Source organism: Pseudoalteromonas sp. CNAT2-18.1 (assembly GCF_022347865.1).
GTDB classification, from domain to species: Bacteria; Pseudomonadota; Gammaproteobacteria; order Enterobacterales; family Alteromonadaceae; genus Pseudoalteromonas; species Pseudoalteromonas ruthenica.
This window is the reverse complement of the sequence record NZ_JAKRFR010000007.1, coordinates 90,067-107,552: the sequence shown is the minus strand read 5'-3', so window position 1 is coordinate 107,552 and position 17,486 is coordinate 90,067. Positions and strand designations below refer to the sequence as shown.

Below are 17,486 nucleotides of genomic sequence, written 5' to 3'. Positions count from 1 at the left end.
AGCCCTATTCAGTTTTTATATTTGCGCACCTTGGTGCGCGTCGTCAGCACGCCAACCATAATGTTGCGCCAATTGTGCAGCCTGTTGAGGCACATCGGTTGCTACAAACTGCTGATGCAATACCTGAACGCCAATCATGTGATTAATCACCGCATCCAACTGCACCTTCAATGCATCATCAGTGTCAGGGGCATCGTGAAGGGCAAATAAATCCGCCACAGCTTGCGGGTCTAACAGGCCTGATTGTGCTAATGCCTCGTCGCTTAGGTACTTGTCAGCTAACTGCTTCATCGCTTGCCACTTTTTCTCATCGGTGTGAGCGGGCGGCGCCATAAAAGCAAACTTTTCTCGTTTGTATAAGGTCTCCGGCAGTAACCCTTTCATTGCTTCACGTAACACGTATTTTTCTTTGTTGTCTTTAATACGCAGGTGAGGGGGAATGTTAAAAGCAAACTCAGCAAGATGATGATCTAAGAACGCTGGCCGCGCTTCCATCGAGTTAGCCATATCGACTCTGTCACCACCCCAAGTGAGAATCTGCCCTTCGAGCATGGTTTTAATCCATACATACTGCGCCTTATCGAGAGGGTGACGCCCTGCTAACATATCGTTGTCAAAGGTGTCCGCAATGGCTTTGCCAGCATCATAATCAGCTAAGGCTGTTTTATGTTGCTCAGCCACCAACCCATCGGCGAACTCACCACAAGCCAGCCAAGGTTGTAAACAACTGGGGGTAAAACCAACTAGGCTTTCCAAGGCCTCATTACGACACTCATTGCGCGAGAGCATCGCGCCCTTAAAGAGCTTATTGGTTTTTTGTAACATGCTCTGCCACTTTGCGCGCTCATCGGCATCCACTTCATCCATACCATAAAGGAACAAGTCGTTACGGAACGAAGGGTAGCCAGCAAAGAGCTCATCAGACCCTTCTCCAGTCATCACCACTTTATAGTTTACGTCGTTCACCTGCTGGCTCATGAGGTATTTTGCCACACCTAAGGTGTTGTAAATGGTGCGCTCGGTATGCCATAAGGTGCGCTCAAAATGACTGTAAAGCTCATCACCGCTTAGTGACATGATGTGATGATCAGCCTGCGTGGCTTCGGCCATTTCTTTTGCTATGGGGGTTTCATCATAATCGTCGCTATCAAAGCCAATGGTGAATGCCTTGATAGGTTGCTGACTCGCCGCCGAAGAGAGCCCAAGAATCGCGCAAGAATCAATGCCACCCGACAGGTAACAGCCAACTGGCACATCTGCTGTTAAACGCAGCTGCACCGCTTCTAGTAACTTTTCGCGGACTCCTTGTATATACAACTGTTCATCGGTGTCATTTTGGTGCTCCTCAGCGCGGGGAAAGTTAACGTCCCAATAGCGGTTATCCGTGATTTGCCACTGCCCATTTTGCCGTTTAAAACTGACAACATGACCCGGCTTGACTTGGTGTACGTCAGCGAATGCCGTGCTCCCCGGCACCATCACTTGAATAAGCTGATGATAGAGCCCAGCACTGGAAAACTGTCGCTTAACCTTGGGGTGCGCAAACAGCACTTTTAGCTCTGAGCCAAACACCACTTCGTCTTGTGTTTGCGTGTAATACAGGGGCTTTATCCCGAAGCGGTCACGCACTAAATGCAGTGTGTCTTCTTTATTGTCATACAGTGCAAAAGCAAACTCCCCACGCAGTTGATCCAGCATCGCTTGCATCCCTTGGCGCTGATAAAGATGGAGCACAATTTCTGAGTCACTTTTCGATTGAAAACGAGCGCCTTGAGCCACTAAGTCGGCACGAATTCGGGCATAATCATAGAACTCGCCGTTGTGTGTAAGCATCAGTTGCTCATCACTGTTCATAAAAGGCTGTCGTGCTCGTTGCTCATTCAGGTCAATAATAGAAAGGCGGGCATGACTGAAGCCGATGCCTTTACCCTCAATACGACGGTAACCGAAACCATCGGGGCCGCGATGGTGTTGGATAGCCGCCATATTGACAAGCAGCTGTGGATCAATGGATTGAGTTGGATCGAGATTAAATACTCCCGCTATACCGCACATGTAAAATCCTTACTAAATTAAACTGCTAGCTAAATGACATCCATCACTGTATCGGCTCGCTGCACCATACAAGTGAGAAGTGCCATGCGTAAAAATACTGCGCCTCGCGCTTGGGAGAAATACCAATTATGAGGCGTATCATCTAAACAGGTGGAGAGCTCTTCACCTCGAGCTAAAGGGTGCAAGATGATGGCGTCTTTTTTCAGCTGAGATTTGCAATTGAGGCCGTATTTTTTGCCATAGGTTTCAAAGCTATCGCCTACCCAAGCAATGGCATTGATGTACACCACATCTAGCTGAGGCAGAACCTCATCCATCTCCTTGCTGGTACGAATATGGATACCGGCATCAATGAGTTGCTGTTTTTGGCCAGAGTCGAATATGGTGTCTTCATCTTGGTCGTTGAGTAATACTATTTCATCGACAATCTCGGGGAAATGCACAAACATTTTAAGCAGACTACGCACCGTGCGCATTTGATTCGGAACGCCAACAATGCCGATTTTTAGCTGGCGAAAATCCTCATGCTCTGGATTAAGTAGCGCTGGGCACCATTTGAAAATAGTGTATAGGTCGGACATTGCTTGTGTTGGGTGTTCATCAATACCGTTACCGGCATTAATAATAGGAATACGCAGCGGCCCAACCATCTCCGCGATAGACTCATTGGCATTGTCTCGCAGTACTACACAGTCGCCGTAGTTATTAAACATCTCTGCGACATCGGCGAGAGACTCGCCTTTGGCAATGCCTGTAGAGGAACGATCGGTAATTGACATGATATCGCCACCTAGGCGATGCCAGGCACTTTCGAATGATAACCGCGTACGCGTACTTGGTTCATAAAAAGCACTGATGAGAATCTTCCCTTGCAGCGGCGAGCGATAGCGTGCAGGGTTACTTTCATATTTCGCAGCCAGACGAAATAGCTGCACCAAAATATCGCGGTTCAACTGATCAGCACTGATGATATGCTGATTTTCGACTTGATGGAGTAAGTCTCCATCCTCTTCAATTGCTCGTAATAACGCCTTCGGATGAGCATCACCGTAAACATCAGGGCGAGCTCTATCAAAAGCGGCTTTTTCAATGGCGAGGGCACTTACCATAATTTTCCCTTAATATGATCGCGAACAAATAAGGTCACGAGTAAAATAGGACACAACAACGCCAGCACCAGAGCGGCGTATATCAACAGAGAAAACAAACTGCTAGAGATCATGGTTGTCCTCCATTGGTGTCTTTAGTTGCTGCCAATTAAAGGGCGTGTTATTCAGCTTGCATGCAATGATGCAAACCACCAAGGACACGGCACAGGAAATTAATGCCGCGACGTAAAAACCAATTGCAAAGTAACCAATCAACCCACTTGTTGTGCCCAAGAGCATAGCCAAACCAGCACTTTTGCCAATTAAGCGGCGGTAATATAAGCCAAGTACGATGGGCCAAATGGTGCTCGCAACGAACGCACCGGCAAAATTAAGTAAGGCACCCAGAGTCGCTAGTTTGGGCAGGCACAACACCCATGTAGCGACCCCTAGAATGACGATAACTCGCTTACCGATACGCATTAACGTTTCAGAGTCAGCATCAGGATTAATATGCTTGTTATAAATATCCTGAGTAATAAGGTCAGAGGTGGCTGCTAAAAGTGAATCAAGACTCGAGGCAAGCGCGGAGAAAACAATGATAAACAGTAAAATAGCGCCCCCATAACCAAGCACATTTGCCGCCACCATGGGGCCGACCATATCCGCACTGGGAGGGAAAATACCTAAGGTTGGCGCGGCAAGGGCAATAAACCCTGTCACTATGGGTATCGGTAACCATAATAATCCGGCGGTGAAGTACGCTTTTTTAGCGGTATCCACACGAAAGGCGAAAGCCCGTGACCACCATACGTTAGAGTGAAAGATCTCTCCTAAGCCAAAAAAGATGTTGTTAAACAAAAACAGTAATGCCGCAGGAAACAATAAATCCAACAGCATCGGATGCTCTGCGGCGAGGTTCTGATGCACCGTTTCCAAACTGTAGTTATCGATCACCACACCAGCCACAATGATCACGCCAATCACGATAATCAGCGCTTGAATAAAATCGGTAGCGATCACCGCGCGCATCCCACCGAATAAGGTGTATAGCACGCACATGGTGAGAATTACAGTCATCCCCAAGTGATAATCTAGGCCACTGAGTGATTCCAGCAAAATCCCCCCTGCCATGCCTAAACTGACTAGCCAGCTAAAGGCGTAAACCAAGGAAATAATGAGAAATATGCGCCAACTAAAGCGACCAAAGCGTAAGCGAATAAAGTCGCCACTGGTAAACCCTGTGGGCAACAGCCGCTTAATGCGTTGACTAAGCGGAGCAAATAACAACAGCCCTAACGCGGCAAAGGAGTAACCTACCATCCCCCAAATACCAAATTGGTACGTCAATTGTGGTGCCACCAAGGTGGTATTACTGGTGACCCAGGTTGCCATAGCAGTGGCGGTTGCAAAGGCAAAGCCAACATTACGTCCTGCCAAAGCAAAGTCTTCATGGGATTTAATATGACGTCCAAGCCACCAGCCGAAAACAACCCAAACGATAGCAAAAATAGCGGTGATAATGAGCGCAGTTTGCGTATCTAGCATGCTACTTCCTAAGAACCCGGCGCTCGGTTATCGGCTACATAGCCCCGCATTAGCACCAGGAACAAAGCGATGAAAAGCACCAAACCAAGCGTAAATAGTGGCCAAACCAAAGTCATACTGTGGTGCTGCACAACAACAGTGGCGTTGTCGCTGAGTGCTTGACCCTCTGCAACTAAATTGACGGTGTAATGACCCTCTGCCAAACCACTAATAGTAACGGCTTGCTGGCCATTGACTGCAGCTTCTATGGGAAACAGGTGGGAATCAGATTCAATATGCAAGTGCGCATTGGCTAATATTGAGGTGAGTTCTTGCTCACTAAGGGCCAAGGACGGTGCAGCACGCAACTTTACATCAAAGTAGCCGGCGCTGACCTTCTGCTCTGCGGGTTCAATAACAATAGGACGCTGACTCTGCGCACCAGCCACACCCCATCCCATTGCAAGCGCAAAGATGGTGAAGCTTACCAATACACACTGACTTAGTAATTTCATACTGCCGCAGGCGTCCCTAATGCGTAAAAATTAACCCTAACACTCAAATTTTTTGAATTCAAACTAAGCATTTAATTAAAAAAGTTTAGTGAAATAAGCCTAGTACATCTTTATGCAATTGCTGTTAACCCACTTTTTTATTTGAGTTATTAGCAATCTTTGTGACTTTTTTATCGCCTTTACGCGTCGCTTTGACTAACCCAGAACTGGTTGCTTGGGTGGCAACGCAGGCCAGCAACAAGTTGGCTCCGGCCTCTACGTCATGCCAATGCGACCACTCATCAGGGGCATGGCTTATGCCATTGACCGAAGGGATAAATATCAGCCCAGTTTCTGTGAGACTGGTAAAAAACTGACAATCATGGCCTGCACCACTGGGCATACGTTGATAGTTCAGCCCCAGCTGCTGCGCTTGCTCGGCAATAAAGTCTGTTAACACAGGGCTGCAATGCTGCGGTGCTAACCAACTTACCTGCTCGTATTCAAACATTAATTGATGGCGTCGAGCGATAGCAGAAAGGGCTTTACGGCAGGCTTGGCTCAACGCCTCCATGATATGTTGGTCCATATCACGAACCACTAAGGTGAAATCCACCTCACCGGCAATAGTGTGGGCAAACCCGGGCTTTAACTCTGCTTTGCCTACGGTAATACGGCTGTACTCAGTGCCATCTTCATCAATAATACGGTTTATTTCATGGGCAAAGTCCGCCAGCCCCATAAACGCATCAGAACGCATTTCCATCGGCGCGGTGCCCGCATGGTCGGCCTTACCCACCAGCTTCACAATCCACTTAAATACACCAGAAATGCCATCAACAACGCCAATTTGTATACCGGTTTGGTCAAGTACAGGGCCTTGTTCGATATGCAGTTCAATAAAGCATTTTAAATCCTCTGGGCTAAACGCTGCGCTCAGCGCTTGCATAGGATCAAGGCCGCAACTTTTCATAGCGTCACTAAGTAGGTAGCCGTCTGCATCATGCATAGTGAGAATATCGTGCGGGGTTAATTTACCGGTCAGTGCCTGCGCACCAAACATCCCGCCAAAGCGCCCTTCTTCTTCTGCAGTAGCAACTACCCGCACAGGGTGCTTCAAGGCAACGTCATGGTGTTTCAATACCCGTAAACATTCGAGCCCAGCAATCACCCCCAAAGTGCCATCAAACATGCCTCCCGCAGGCACGGAGTCAAGGTGTGAACCGACTACAACCGCACTGGTATTTTCCGGTCCATACTCAATGTGTACATTGCCTGCACCATCCATGTGGGTGCGAAAGCCTTCGCTTTGGGCCAAATCCATGAGCCAATTGCGCGCCTCAAAATCGGCGGCGCTAAAGCCAGGACGATAAATTCCCTTATCTTCCTCGTTATACCCGATCCGCGACAAAGTAAATAAAGTCTCTTTTAAGCGTTCGATATTAACGTTGTACATACTCCCTCCAAAAGCAGAACAGCTGTCCCCACAGTGTAGAAGAAAGCGCCTGTTTGTCAGGTGAACACGTCATATTGCCTGTTATTTCCGACACATGGGCTTATTGACACAACAGCAAACTGGTCTGAGTTGTACTTAAAACACAAACAATATGTGGAAAAGTTAATACGAACCATTATCATACGCACCTTCTTAAATAGGAGCACATTGTGAAAAGCAGTACAATTTACTCATTATTACTATGCAGTTTTTATGTTTCCGCCAACCCCTCTTCTCTTCAAGAGCCCATTCAAGAAATAGAAGTGATCACCGTTGAGGGTCAGCAGCTGTATTTAAAGAAGCGTGAAATCGAGCATGCCAAAGGGTTTAGCAACGCCGATATTTTCTCCACCTTTGCCAGCATTGATGCCAACAATTTACGTAATGAAGCGGGGGCACTCGATATTGGTATTCGCGGCGTGCAAGGCGAAGGGCGAGTACCCATTTTTATTGATGGAAGTTTACAATCGACCCACACTAACCGGGGGTATATGGGCACTTCTGACCGCACCTACATTGATTCAGATCTCCTCAGCACAGTGCACATTAGCAAAGGAACCAGTGTCAGTGCAGCGCCTTTCTCAGCCGGTGCGATTGGTGGTTCCGTGACTATGACCACGCTAACACCCGCTGATATTGTTAGTGGAGGTAAGCAGTATGGTGGGCTAATTAAGCTTAAAACCTACAACAACAATAAAATGCCCAACGTCAGCGATGATGCAAGGCAACAAAGTTATTATCAGATTAGCAATGACAGCGATGTCACCGATTTCAATCACGGCTCTATGCTTGTAGCCTCTGCATTTACCGGTTCACAACTCAGCGCCGTACTTGCGTACAGCGATAAGAAAACAGGGAATTACTTTGCCGGCTCTCATGGCTACCACGAATTTGTCGAACACAACGATTGGGGCGACGTTTTACCGCCAGTAAACCGTGGCGGTGAAGTGGTTAATACTAGCTTTGAGAGTCAATCGGCTCTGGCCAAGCTGAGCTACCAGCTCAGCGATGAGCACCTATTTGAACTCAATACCCGCCACCATCAGCAAAAAGCCGGGGAGATGCTCGCGTCTTATTGGTATAAACAGCAGGCTGACGATATTTGGCAACTCCCAGATGGCTCTTGGGAAGTCATGCCCGAAGGCGTCGAAACCATGCCACAGTGGCAGCCCGGCACAGCACAAGTCAACACTGTGAGTGCTAGCTACCGTTTTCTACCGACAAATAATGCGCTTCTCGATGTTCGCCTGAACGCTTGGAGCACACATGCCAAGTTAGAGCAATACAATGCGCTAGGCAGTAACTTTGGCCCCAATGCCCTGCAATACTTCCACAAATACACGAATAAACGTCATGGTATTGGCGCATACAATACCGCCTCTTTGATGCTCGCCAACACGTTACCGACTACGCTCACTTATGGCTTGTCTTGGCAATCTGAACGTTTGCAGCCAGAAAAGGACGCTGCTAATTACTTTTATGGCGACCAGCCCACTTCTCGCAATGGTAAACAAGTGAAGCGCAGTGCGTTTATAGATGCTGAATTTGATCTTGCGCCGTTCGAGTTAGCCCTTAACTTTAACCATCACGATTCCGAAACTGAAGATTACCAAGGTCATTACAGACTCGAGTTCAACGGCAAAACTGACGCAATCGCACAGCTAACCTATCGCTTTTCCAATAACGCCTATGTATTGGCTAAATATAGCAGCGCCTATCGCATGCCGAATGTCTATGAAACAACCGTCTCCAATGAGGTGTTTTCATATTCACCCTACTACCCACTCTCACCGGAGCAAACGAAATCATTTGAGCTAACTCTGGGTCAGCAACTCTCCGACTTATTAACGCCAAAGGACACCCTTGCCTGGTCAGCCACCTATTTCCACACCCGTATTGATGACATGCTAGGAACCGCGCAGTTGGCCAATCCAGACCCTCAGGCGCAGGGATGGCAAAAATCAGCATTCACCTTTACCAATTACGATAGCTTTACCCTTCCAGGTATTGAATTAACAGTTAATTATCGCGGTGCCCAATTCTATGGCTCTATCGCTTATACCCAATATACGGGGGCACAGATCTGCGCCACTGATGCGGCTGCGTTTAACGACGCTCAGCGCTGCAGTGCGCAAGGTTTCTCTGGCAGCCTAACGCCACTGCGTATTCCACCGAAACGAAAGTTGGTTGCCACTCTAGGTAAAACCTTCTTTGCTGATACGCTTGATGCTGGCCTGATTTACAAGGGGCATTCGCAAAAATATCATCCGGGCGGATTTTTAGTAGGCACCGGAGTTGATGCATTACAAAGGATCCCTGCAAGTTACCAGCTAGATATGTACCTTGACTACAAGATAAGTGACGCACTATCAAGCTCCCTTGCTATCACTAACGTCACCGATCGATACGTGGTTTCCTCGGGATCAATTGTTGCCATGCCAGAGCCGGGACGAACTGTCACGGTCGCTTTGGAAGTGAAACTTTGATGGTCACTCACCAGTGCCGCCATGCGCTGGTGACTTACATCCACACCTTATACCTATAAACCGTTTAAAGACTACCCGGAGTAATACATGACCCATAGCGATACCCTACTCTCTCGCAGTGAACGCCTTAAGCAAAGCACTCACGACTTGCATGAGAAAATTGATACCACCATTATGGCCAAGCACCCCTTCGAAAGTACCGAAAACTATTTACGCTTCCTGTCTTTGCAGTTTTATTTTCTGCGCGATGTGGAGGTTCTTTACACTCACCCCGCATTGCTTGAATGCATTGATGATCTGCCCATGCGCTCACGCATCAGGTTATTGGAGCAAGATTTTTTCGACCTCGGCTATCCTTTACCCAGTGGTCGTTTAGAGCCAGTGTTAAGTGATACCACAGAATTAGCTCGCGCTTTAGGTTGGCTGTACGTGGTAGAGGGCTCTAAAGTGGGCGCGGCGATGCTGGGTCAGCAAGTACAAAAGAAGTTATCTTTAAATGGTGAATACGGCGCACGCTTTCTTGCTGGACCGGGTGCAGGACGTGGCAGTGCCTGGCGACATCTAGTACACTTAATTGACAATATTGAGCTCGATGCGTACCAAGAAGAAGCCATTGTGTTTGGCGCGCGTCAAGCATTTACGCGCTTTCAGCTTTATCAAGCACAAGTGTATTCAGGGTAACGGAAGTACAAGTGAGCAAAACCACTGCTGCGGGTCTGATGACCCGCTATAAAAACTACTGCTTACAAGGCCTAGGGCTTGGTTTTGTTGGCCTCGGTATCATTGGTATTGCGCTGCCAGTGATGCCCACCACCATTTTCTTTATTCTTGCCTTGGCATGTTTCACTCATTCCTCACAACGCCTGGAAGAATGGCTACTCAATCACGCGCGCTTCGGGCCAATTTTACACAACTGGCAGAGCCATAAAGTAGTGCCACATAAAGCCAAGTGGCTCGCCGCGATAGGAATGAGCATAGGCCTATATTTTATGATGCACTCCTCTGCCCCGACGTGGGCTGTTGCGATAGTTGCGGTAATTGAAGCCTTGGTATTAGCCTATTTAGCTTATTGCCCAAGCTATCCTCAACAACCTGCGCACCGCGCTCGCGCCATTATTGCCATTGTAAGCGCGATGCTATTTCTAGGTGGGTGTTGTCTTATGGCCTGGCTAATGAATAAATTTTAGTCACCCTCTTCACATGTTCTCGCTTAAACTTTAAGCTAGCTAAGGAAGGTGTTTCGCACCGCCATTTTTTATTACTGTAAACAAGGATGTATTATGCTTAAAACCATACCACTGGTACTGGCGCTGGCAGCCAGTGCTTCAATTGAAGCCAAAGAGGTGATTCACGCCGATGTGAAAGTGCACTATCTAGTAAGCCAAGACGGGGAGCAGCTTTGGCAGCCACTTGATACCATAAATACCCCCCGCTACCCTATTGAACTAGCACGGGATGGAATTGCTGGCTGTGCAGTTGTAGGCTTTGATATTAGCCCTGAAGGCCAACCTAAAAATATCGAGGTCATTGCTCGCCAGCCACAGCGCCATGCTCGAGAGCTTCGTAAGGCAACACGCGAGTACATTCGCAATTGGCAATTGCCATCCAGAGAAAGTAGCGAGGATCTGCCTATGGCTTTACGCTTCGATTATTGCATTGGCGGTAAAAACGACGAACAAGCCCAGGCTTTATGCGCTAAGGCGGTTACCAAGCCCTGCGCTTAGCCACGATCAATTATGCGCCACAAGCCCATCGTCATTGTGCTCATTACTGTTACGGCGATGTGGCTTGCTTGGCAGAAATTATTACCAATCGAGCAACAAACGCACGAAACCAGCACACCAAGGGTTACAAGCTCCACGAGCTTAACGGTTGATAAAGAGCCAGTGCTATCACTCAGTGATGCGTCCACTTCACTAGCGAAGCCCAGCATCCATCAATGCACCAACGAATTGGCCCAGTATGAAAATCAACGACTCAGGTATTTCACCACTTTGAACTACCAGGCCCTATTACGCCAAGGGTACTCCTTAGATCAAGTCACTCTTGCTATCGCGCACTTTCTCGGGCCAAGCCATGCAACAACATGGCGCTATCAACAATTAAAAGCCAATACGCAAATGGCGCAGCGAATCGCGACTGCCAGCCAGCAATTCAGTGAAAATACCGCAACGGAGCTACTCGTTCAGCCCCACTCTCCACAACCTTGGCTACTGGAAAAGTTAGCTCATCCTTCATTCTCCCTCGCGCCAGGGCAACAGTTATATGTCGACGATATAGCCTGGCTAATTAGTAATATTGACATTTTAGATGCGCAGATTGTCACCGTTATTAAGCACTTTGATGATATTAACCTCGTCGTATCACAAGATTATGCTGATGCCTTGCGGTTAATTGATTTAGCCGCCAGAGCAGGACGAATAGAGGTGGTTAAAGCCCTATTAAACAAAGGGGCCACGCTGAGTGACGACAATTATCTACCTTCCACATTAGAGTGGGCAATATGGGGGTTGAGTAACGCTCCACAGTCTCGTTGGCCGGACTATGTCGAGGTGATTGAGTTATTGACCAGCCAGGGGGCTAGAGCAGCATTTATCTACAACGAAAAGGGCGACATTATTGAAGCGCAGGGGCGTCGCTTTAAGTTGACCGCTGAGCGTATACAGCAAATATATACTCACCACCAACTCGATTTTGACAGCCTGTGGCAAAGAGATGCTTTGCACTTGGACCTTGCTCAGCCGCTGATCCAACAACTGCAGCAGCGCGCCGACCAGCAACTGGTTATAAGCCAACAGTTGAAGAGCCGCTTAAGCCAGTGCCCCAGTTTACTGAGAGAGTTTCGTACTGACTGGCAACCGCTCGGGTTAGCGCATGCTCTGGCACAGGTGAGTTACGAAGGCGACGTTGATTTGGCCACGTTGAATGCTCGCTCCGTGCAACTTTACGAGTGTTACACCCGCAACCAAGCGCGCAACGCCGAGCGTACCGTTCATCACAGTCAAGCTGCAAAAGCTTATTTAAAGGTGCTGCGCAGAGAGGGGTTAGAGGCCGCCTTAGCATCGTTATATCGGCAACCACTCACCGAAGCGTTACGCCGAGATCTATTTTACGCCTCACTGAGCCGCGTCGGGGCACAGTCATTCACACGACTGCAGAGCTCACAGCTGGGTCAATCCCAGCTGGACTACGTGCGCTTGCCCGCAGGTTTGACGCTCCCGCAACTACGGGAGTATTTGCCGCGATTCGATAGTCACGGACATTCGCTACTGTATTATGCGATTAGCCACTACGATACCGAGCTACTAACGCAATTAGTGGCCGCTGGCGTCCCTTACCATCAAGGCATAACCGCGATGGATCCGCTTGCCCTGAGCCTACAGGGCATTGAGCTATTCGCGGGCCAAGCACCGAGCTTGCAGGTACTCGATGAGGTGATGACCTATCAGCCTTCGCTTACACCCTGGCACCGTAGTATGTTGGCACTCATCGCCCGTAAAAACCCAGCACTATACCAGCAGTTGCACACTCGTCACCCACAGCTACGCCATCAAGACGCGCCGCTGCCTGAGTATGACTGTAGCAGCCAGTTTTAGCGAAGCTGCTTGCCCTCACTAAAAGTCAAAGCCGATGGCCACTCGATTCCAGCCGTTAATTTGAATAATAACCGCGCATAAAGCCACTATTTGCTCTGCACGGTAATGCGCTTGCAGCCTTTGTATATCAGCCTTCAGCGGTTCATGCCCCGAAAGTGAGGTTAATGCCTCAGCCCATTGCAGCGCCGCCCATTGAGCCGCTGTAAAAGTTGATGCCGCTGGCGAGTTTAGCAATGCAGCTATCGTCGCCTCAGTAATATTGCTTTGCTGGGCTTCACGAGTATGCATGGCAATACAAAAGCGGCAGTCATTAATAGCCGATACGCGCAAACGCACCATATGTATTAACTCTGGTTCAAGTTGATGCTCTGCGGATTCGGTCATCGCCATCAATGCTTCAGGGAGTTGTGGTAATAGTTGATAAAGCTGCTGCTGAGATAGCATGGTTAGTTCCTCCTATGAATAATCACTATCAGCTTACAGCGCGCCACAATGGAACACTTGAACGTTTACGTCATTTCATTCTTTTAAAACGAACGGAATAGCGCAATTTAACTAATTTTCATTCTCTCAGGTTAAACCTATAGTGATTACATCGCCACTGCGGTGGCACACTTTTATCGAGGAGAGAACCATGAATATCATTAACATCATCCACACCGAAGCCTTTAACAACATTACCAAGCTACTTGCTCGTTTTGCTTTAGCAGCGCTGTTCATACTTACAGGACTCAGTAAGGTTGAGTTTTACGATGCGACCGCCCAGTACATGGCAACAATGGGTGTACCCGGCGTCTTACTGCCTTTAGTTATTGCTCTTGAGGTGATTGGCGGCGCAATGGTGGTACTAGGTCTACTTACCCGCTTAACCGCACTGGCCTTCGCCATTTTTAGTATCGTCAGCGCCTTACTATTCCACTTTGACTTGGGTGAGCAAACACAGTTTTTGATGTTTTATAAAAATATCGCCATTGCCGGTGGCTTTTTAGCTCTCGCAGCTAGTGGCGCAGGAAAATACAGCCTAGATCAGCTATTACTTAAAGACCGCAGTTAAGAGCACAGAGCCAGTGCCAAAGCGCTGGCTCACCCCATATACTATGGCAAAAATACTAGAAGCAACGCAGCACGATATTGGCGGCCTCACGGTCAAGCGGATACTGCCACACCTAGAAAAGAAAATGGTCGGCCCCTTTATCTTCTTTGATCATATGGGCCCCACCACGTTTGCGCCGGGACAAGGTGTGAATGTTCGCCCGCACCCACACATAGGTCTCTCTACCCTCACCTACTTATTTACTGGCAGCTTGTTACATCGCGACTCGCTAGGAAATCACGTTGAGGTAAGCCCTGGCGATGTTAATTGGATGACCGCAGGACGCGGTATCGTCCATTCTGAACGCGAGTCGATAGAAGTCCGAGCCAGTCACCACGATATAAATGGCTTACAATGCTGGGTCGCGCTACCGCCAACTTTATGTGAAATAGCGCCTAGTTTTACACATATCAATAAGGCCGCCTTGCCACAGCGTATTGTTGATGGGGTCACCATGCGCCTTATTGCTGGCGATGCCTTTGCCATGAGTTCCCCGGTAAAAACCTACTCACCGCTGTTTTACCTCGATATTATCGCCACGGCTCATAGCCGTATTGCGCACCCTAACCCGCTGCAAGAAGCGGCCATCTACGTTATTTTTGGCGCTGTCGAAGTAGGCGAGATCACTGCAACAGCTCATCAGTTTGTTCTTCTGCAAGAGGGGGACACCGAGCTCAAATGCCAAAGTGACTGTCGCTTTATTCTGCTCGGTGGCAATGCCTTTAATAAAGCGCCTTATTTGCACTGGAATTTTGTTGCTCACAGCCGCGAACGCATCGAGCAAGCTAAATCGGATTGGCAACAACGCCTCTTTGCCGATATTCCCGGAGACGATAACGAGTTTATACCGTTGTAATTAGTTTGTAGTTCCGCCACTCTAAGTGGCCTAACCGTGATTGAGTAGGATAACCTATGTTATTGATGGCCCTTATTTATTTGGGAGCAGCGATTATTGCTGTGCCGCTTGCTAAACGCCTTGGTTTGGGCTCGGTATTAGGTTATCTGCTCGCCGGTATCCTAATTGGCCCCTATGCCTTGGGCTTGGTCGGCGACCAAACCGAGGTGATGCACTTTGCCGAATTTGGCGTAGTGATGATGCTCTTTCTCGTCGGTCTAGAACTGCACCCGGCACGGCTTTGGCGCATGCGTCATGCCATTCTCGGCCTGGGTGGCTTACAAGTCACCTTAACGGCGGCAGTGCTATTTGCCCTGTGTTACTGGCTGTTGCCATTACCTTGGCAAAGCGCATTAGCCATTGGCTTAATGCTGGCGCTGTCATCCACCGCCATCGTTTTACAATCGCTCGAAGAAAAAGGCTGGTTGCGTATTGAGGCGGGACAAAACGCATTTTCGGTGCTGTTATTTCAGGATATCGCCGTTATACCCATGCTCGCCCTGCTACCACTGTTGGCGTTTGCACCCACGTCTGCGGCAACGGCCCACAGTAACCTTATTCAAGATTTGCCGGTGCTGGCGCAAGTAGGTATTTCCACCGCCCTTATTGCCGCAATTATTCTCGCCGGCAAGTATGTATCCGCACCGCTGTTTAGGTTTATAGCGGAAACCCGTATGCGCGAAATCTTCACTGTGTTTGCGCTATTCTTAGTGGTGGCGATCGCTTTGCTTATGCAGCTGGTGGGGCTGTCCCCGGCGTTAGGCACCTTTCTCGCAGGCGTAGTACTGGCAGAGAGTGACTTTCGTCATGAGTTAGAAGCCGATATCGAACCCTTTAAGGGGTTATTATTGGGGCTATTTTTTGTTGCCGTTGGCGCCAATATCGACTTTGCCTTGTTGGCCGACAACTTCGCTGACGTATTACTGATGGTGTTGATACTAATCACCGTTAAGGCAGTGATTCTATTTGCCCTTGCCCATATATTTAAGCTCGCAAGTGGTCACAAGCTGCTATTTACCCTGGCGCTCGCTCAAGGGGGCGAATTTGCTTTTGTGTTGCTGACCACTTCTTCATCACTGCAAATCTTAACCACCGAGCAAGTCAATCTAGTGACCTTGGTGGTGGCCATTTCGATGTTGATGGCCCCCCTTTTACTGATCCTTTATGAACGCTTACAACGTCGTAGCAATAGCAATAATACACCGGCCTATGATAAACCCGAACACATCGCGGCCAGCAAAAATGTGATCATCGCTGGCTATGGTCGCTTTGGCCAAGTCATAGGGCGCCTACTCAGCGCTCAAGGCTACGATATCACGGTGCTAGACCATAGCCCTAGCCAAATCGAGTTGTTGCGACGCTTTGGTACGCAAGTTTTCTACGGCGATGCGGGCCGCAAAGAATTACTCGATGCTGCGGGTGCTGAACATGCGCAAATGCTCGTTATTGCCATTGATGATGCCGATAAAACCTTGACCATTATCGAGCTGGCGAAAAAACATTATCCGCACCTGAAATTGGTCGCTCGCGCACGTGATAGACGCCATGCTTACCAACTGATTGGTGCCGATATTGATGCCTTTAATCGTGAAACAGTCGACTCCGCCATTAACCTTGCCGTTGAGTCACTGCAACTACTAGGAAATAGCACGCCCGATGCACAACGCGCCGGTGAGCTGTTTCGCAACCATGATCGGGAATCGCTATTGCAATTGGCTGAGTTATGGGGCGATGATCACAGTTATGGTGTCGCGGTACGCCAGCGTATGGACGATTTAAAACATGTGTTAGCGCAAGATAAGCAAGCACAGCAGAAACTCAATACCTGTGATAATGGTGATTGTTAAGTGTTAAGAATAACGTTAGAACAGTGGCGCATGTTTCGCGCCGTGGTGGAATATGGCGGCTTCAACCAAGCAGCCGCAGGCGTGCATAAAAGCCAGTCCAGTATCCATAATGCCGTGGCAAAAATAGAGGCCGCTTTAGGCGTGAAGCTATTTACCGTGCATGGCCGTAAAACCACCCTGACCGAGGCCGGTAATATGATGCTGCGCCGCGCTCAGTACCTGCTTGATGAGGCCGCCAAGGTCGAAGCCATGGGCCATACTCTAGGTGAGGGCATTGAGTCACAATTGCGTATTGCCGTTGACGAGTTACTCCCCAAAGAGCTGCTATTCAGTGTGCTTGAAGCCACCAGCAGCCAGTTTCCGCTGCTGCGCATTGAACTGTTTGAATCGGTATTAGCCGGTGCCAACGAACTACTGCAAGACAATAAAGTGGATATCGCCATCTCGCCATTGGCCAATGATGATTTTTGTGAGGAGCTTGGCCACTTTGAGTTTATCGCGGTTGCGCATCCGCAGCACGCATTGCAGCAAATCCCCCGCGCCCTCACCTTTGAAGACCTCAAAGCACATCGGCAAATCGTGGTGCGCGATTCAGCGCTAAATACGCAGCAAAGCTCCGGTTGGCTTGGCGCTGAGCAGCGCTGGACGGTCAGCCATTTACACACCTCTATCAATATGATCAGCAAAGGGCTGGGCTTTGCCTGGCTGCCCCGCATCGCTATTACCGAGCAGCTTGAGCAGGGCACCCTCAAGGCGCTTAATATTGCCGGCGCAGACACCCGTACGGCGTTGTTATATCTGCTCTTTAAAGATGGTGACAATCTCGGCCCCGCCGCGCGTACATTTATTGGTGAGCTGCGCTACCGACTGATGGCAGACGAATAAGCCCGAGGCCTTAAGCAAATACATT

At 48.8% G+C, this 17,486-nt stretch carries 14 protein-coding genes and 1 pseudogene; 9 read left to right on the top strand and 6 right to left on the bottom strand.

Annotated elements, in window-relative coordinates:
* Positions 1-15: 15 nt before the first annotated feature.
* The 5 genes from asnB to MHM94_RS16105 form a co-directional block, all read right to left on the bottom strand.
* Positions 16-2,055: an asparagine synthase (glutamine-hydrolyzing) gene (gene asnB, locus MHM94_RS16125; RefSeq protein ID WP_235420006.1), complete on the bottom strand. Its 2,040-nt coding sequence runs from the start codon at positions 2,053-2,055 to the stop codon at positions 16-18.
* Positions 2,056-2,084: 29 nt separating this feature from the next.
* The gene (locus MHM94_RS16120; RefSeq protein WP_022944944.1) at positions 2,085-3,164 is read right to left on the bottom strand and encodes an aspartate carbamoyltransferase; all 1,080 of its coding nucleotides are present in this window, start codon (positions 3,162-3,164) and stop codon (positions 2,085-2,087) included.
* Between the two features lie 102 nt (positions 3,165-3,266).
* The gene (locus MHM94_RS16115; protein WP_235420007.1) at positions 3,267-4,691 is read right to left on the bottom strand and encodes a sodium:solute symporter family protein; all 1,425 of its coding nucleotides are present in this window, start codon (positions 4,689-4,691) and stop codon (positions 3,267-3,269) included.
* An 8-nt stretch (positions 4,692-4,699) separates the two neighbouring features.
* Complete coding sequence (locus MHM94_RS16110; protein ID WP_235420008.1) at positions 4,700-5,185, bottom strand: hypothetical protein; 486 nt, start codon at positions 5,183-5,185, stop codon at positions 4,700-4,702.
* Between the two features lie 124 nt (positions 5,186-5,309).
* Positions 5,310-6,620 carry a Zn-dependent hydrolase gene (locus MHM94_RS16105; RefSeq protein WP_130146740.1) on the bottom strand — a complete coding sequence of 437 codons (1,311 nt, stop codon included), beginning with the start codon at positions 6,618-6,620 and terminating at the stop codon, positions 5,310-5,312.
* Between the two features lie 209 nt (positions 6,621-6,829).
* Between MHM94_RS16105 and MHM94_RS16100 the strand changes: the two genes are divergently transcribed.
* From MHM94_RS16100 to MHM94_RS16080, 5 genes and pseudogenes are all read left to right on the top strand, one after another.
* The gene (locus MHM94_RS16100; protein ID WP_235420009.1) at positions 6,830-9,145 is read left to right on the top strand and encodes a TonB-dependent receptor; all 2,316 of its coding nucleotides are present in this window, start codon (positions 6,830-6,832) and stop codon (positions 9,143-9,145) included.
* Positions 9,146-9,232: 87 nt separating this feature from the next.
* Positions 9,233-9,826: a biliverdin-producing heme oxygenase gene (locus MHM94_RS16095; RefSeq protein ID WP_235420010.1), complete on the top strand. Its 594-nt coding sequence runs from the start codon at positions 9,233-9,235 to the stop codon at positions 9,824-9,826.
* A 38-nt stretch (positions 9,827-9,864) separates the two neighbouring features.
* Positions 9,865-10,209: pseudogene (locus MHM94_RS16090) on the top strand (YbaN family protein); the annotation flags it as partial.
* Between the two features lie 216 nt (positions 10,210-10,425).
* A complete protein-coding gene (locus MHM94_RS16085; RefSeq protein WP_235420011.1) occupies positions 10,426-10,869 on the top strand; it encodes an energy transducer TonB in 444 nt (147 codons plus the stop codon).
* Between the two features lie 12 nt (positions 10,870-10,881).
* Complete coding sequence (locus tag MHM94_RS16080; RefSeq protein WP_235420012.1) at positions 10,882-12,741, top strand: hypothetical protein; 1,860 nt, start codon at positions 10,882-10,884, stop codon at positions 12,739-12,741.
* An 18-nt stretch (positions 12,742-12,759) separates the two neighbouring features.
* Here MHM94_RS16080 and MHM94_RS16075 read toward each other — a convergent pair whose 3' ends face one another.
* Positions 12,760-13,185: a carboxymuconolactone decarboxylase family protein gene (locus MHM94_RS16075; protein WP_235420013.1), complete on the bottom strand. Its 426-nt coding sequence runs from the start codon at positions 13,183-13,185 to the stop codon at positions 12,760-12,762.
* Between the two features lie 190 nt (positions 13,186-13,375).
* Here MHM94_RS16075 and MHM94_RS16070 point away from each other — a divergent pair, with 190 nt between their 5' ends.
* Genes MHM94_RS16070 through MHM94_RS16055 form a run of 4 tightly spaced genes read left to right on the top strand, consistent with a single transcriptional unit; the run spans position 13,376 to position 17,461 of the window.
* The gene (locus tag MHM94_RS16070) at positions 13,376-13,795 is read left to right on the top strand and encodes a DoxX family protein (RefSeq protein WP_151173644.1); all 420 of its coding nucleotides are present in this window, start codon (positions 13,376-13,378) and stop codon (positions 13,793-13,795) included.
* 43 nt (positions 13,796-13,838) lie between these two features.
* The gene (locus MHM94_RS16065; RefSeq protein WP_235420014.1) at positions 13,839-14,690 is read left to right on the top strand and encodes a pirin family protein; all 852 of its coding nucleotides are present in this window, start codon (positions 13,839-13,841) and stop codon (positions 14,688-14,690) included.
* A 56-nt stretch (positions 14,691-14,746) separates the two neighbouring features.
* The gene (locus MHM94_RS16060) at positions 14,747-16,576 is read left to right on the top strand and encodes a monovalent cation:proton antiporter-2 (CPA2) family protein (protein WP_235420015.1); all 1,830 of its coding nucleotides are present in this window, start codon (positions 14,747-14,749) and stop codon (positions 16,574-16,576) included.
* Positions 16,577-17,461, top strand: coding sequence for a LysR family transcriptional regulator (locus tag MHM94_RS16055; protein ID WP_235420016.1), 885 nt, complete (start codon positions 16,577-16,579; stop codon positions 17,459-17,461).
* Positions 17,462-17,486 lie beyond the last annotated feature (25 nt).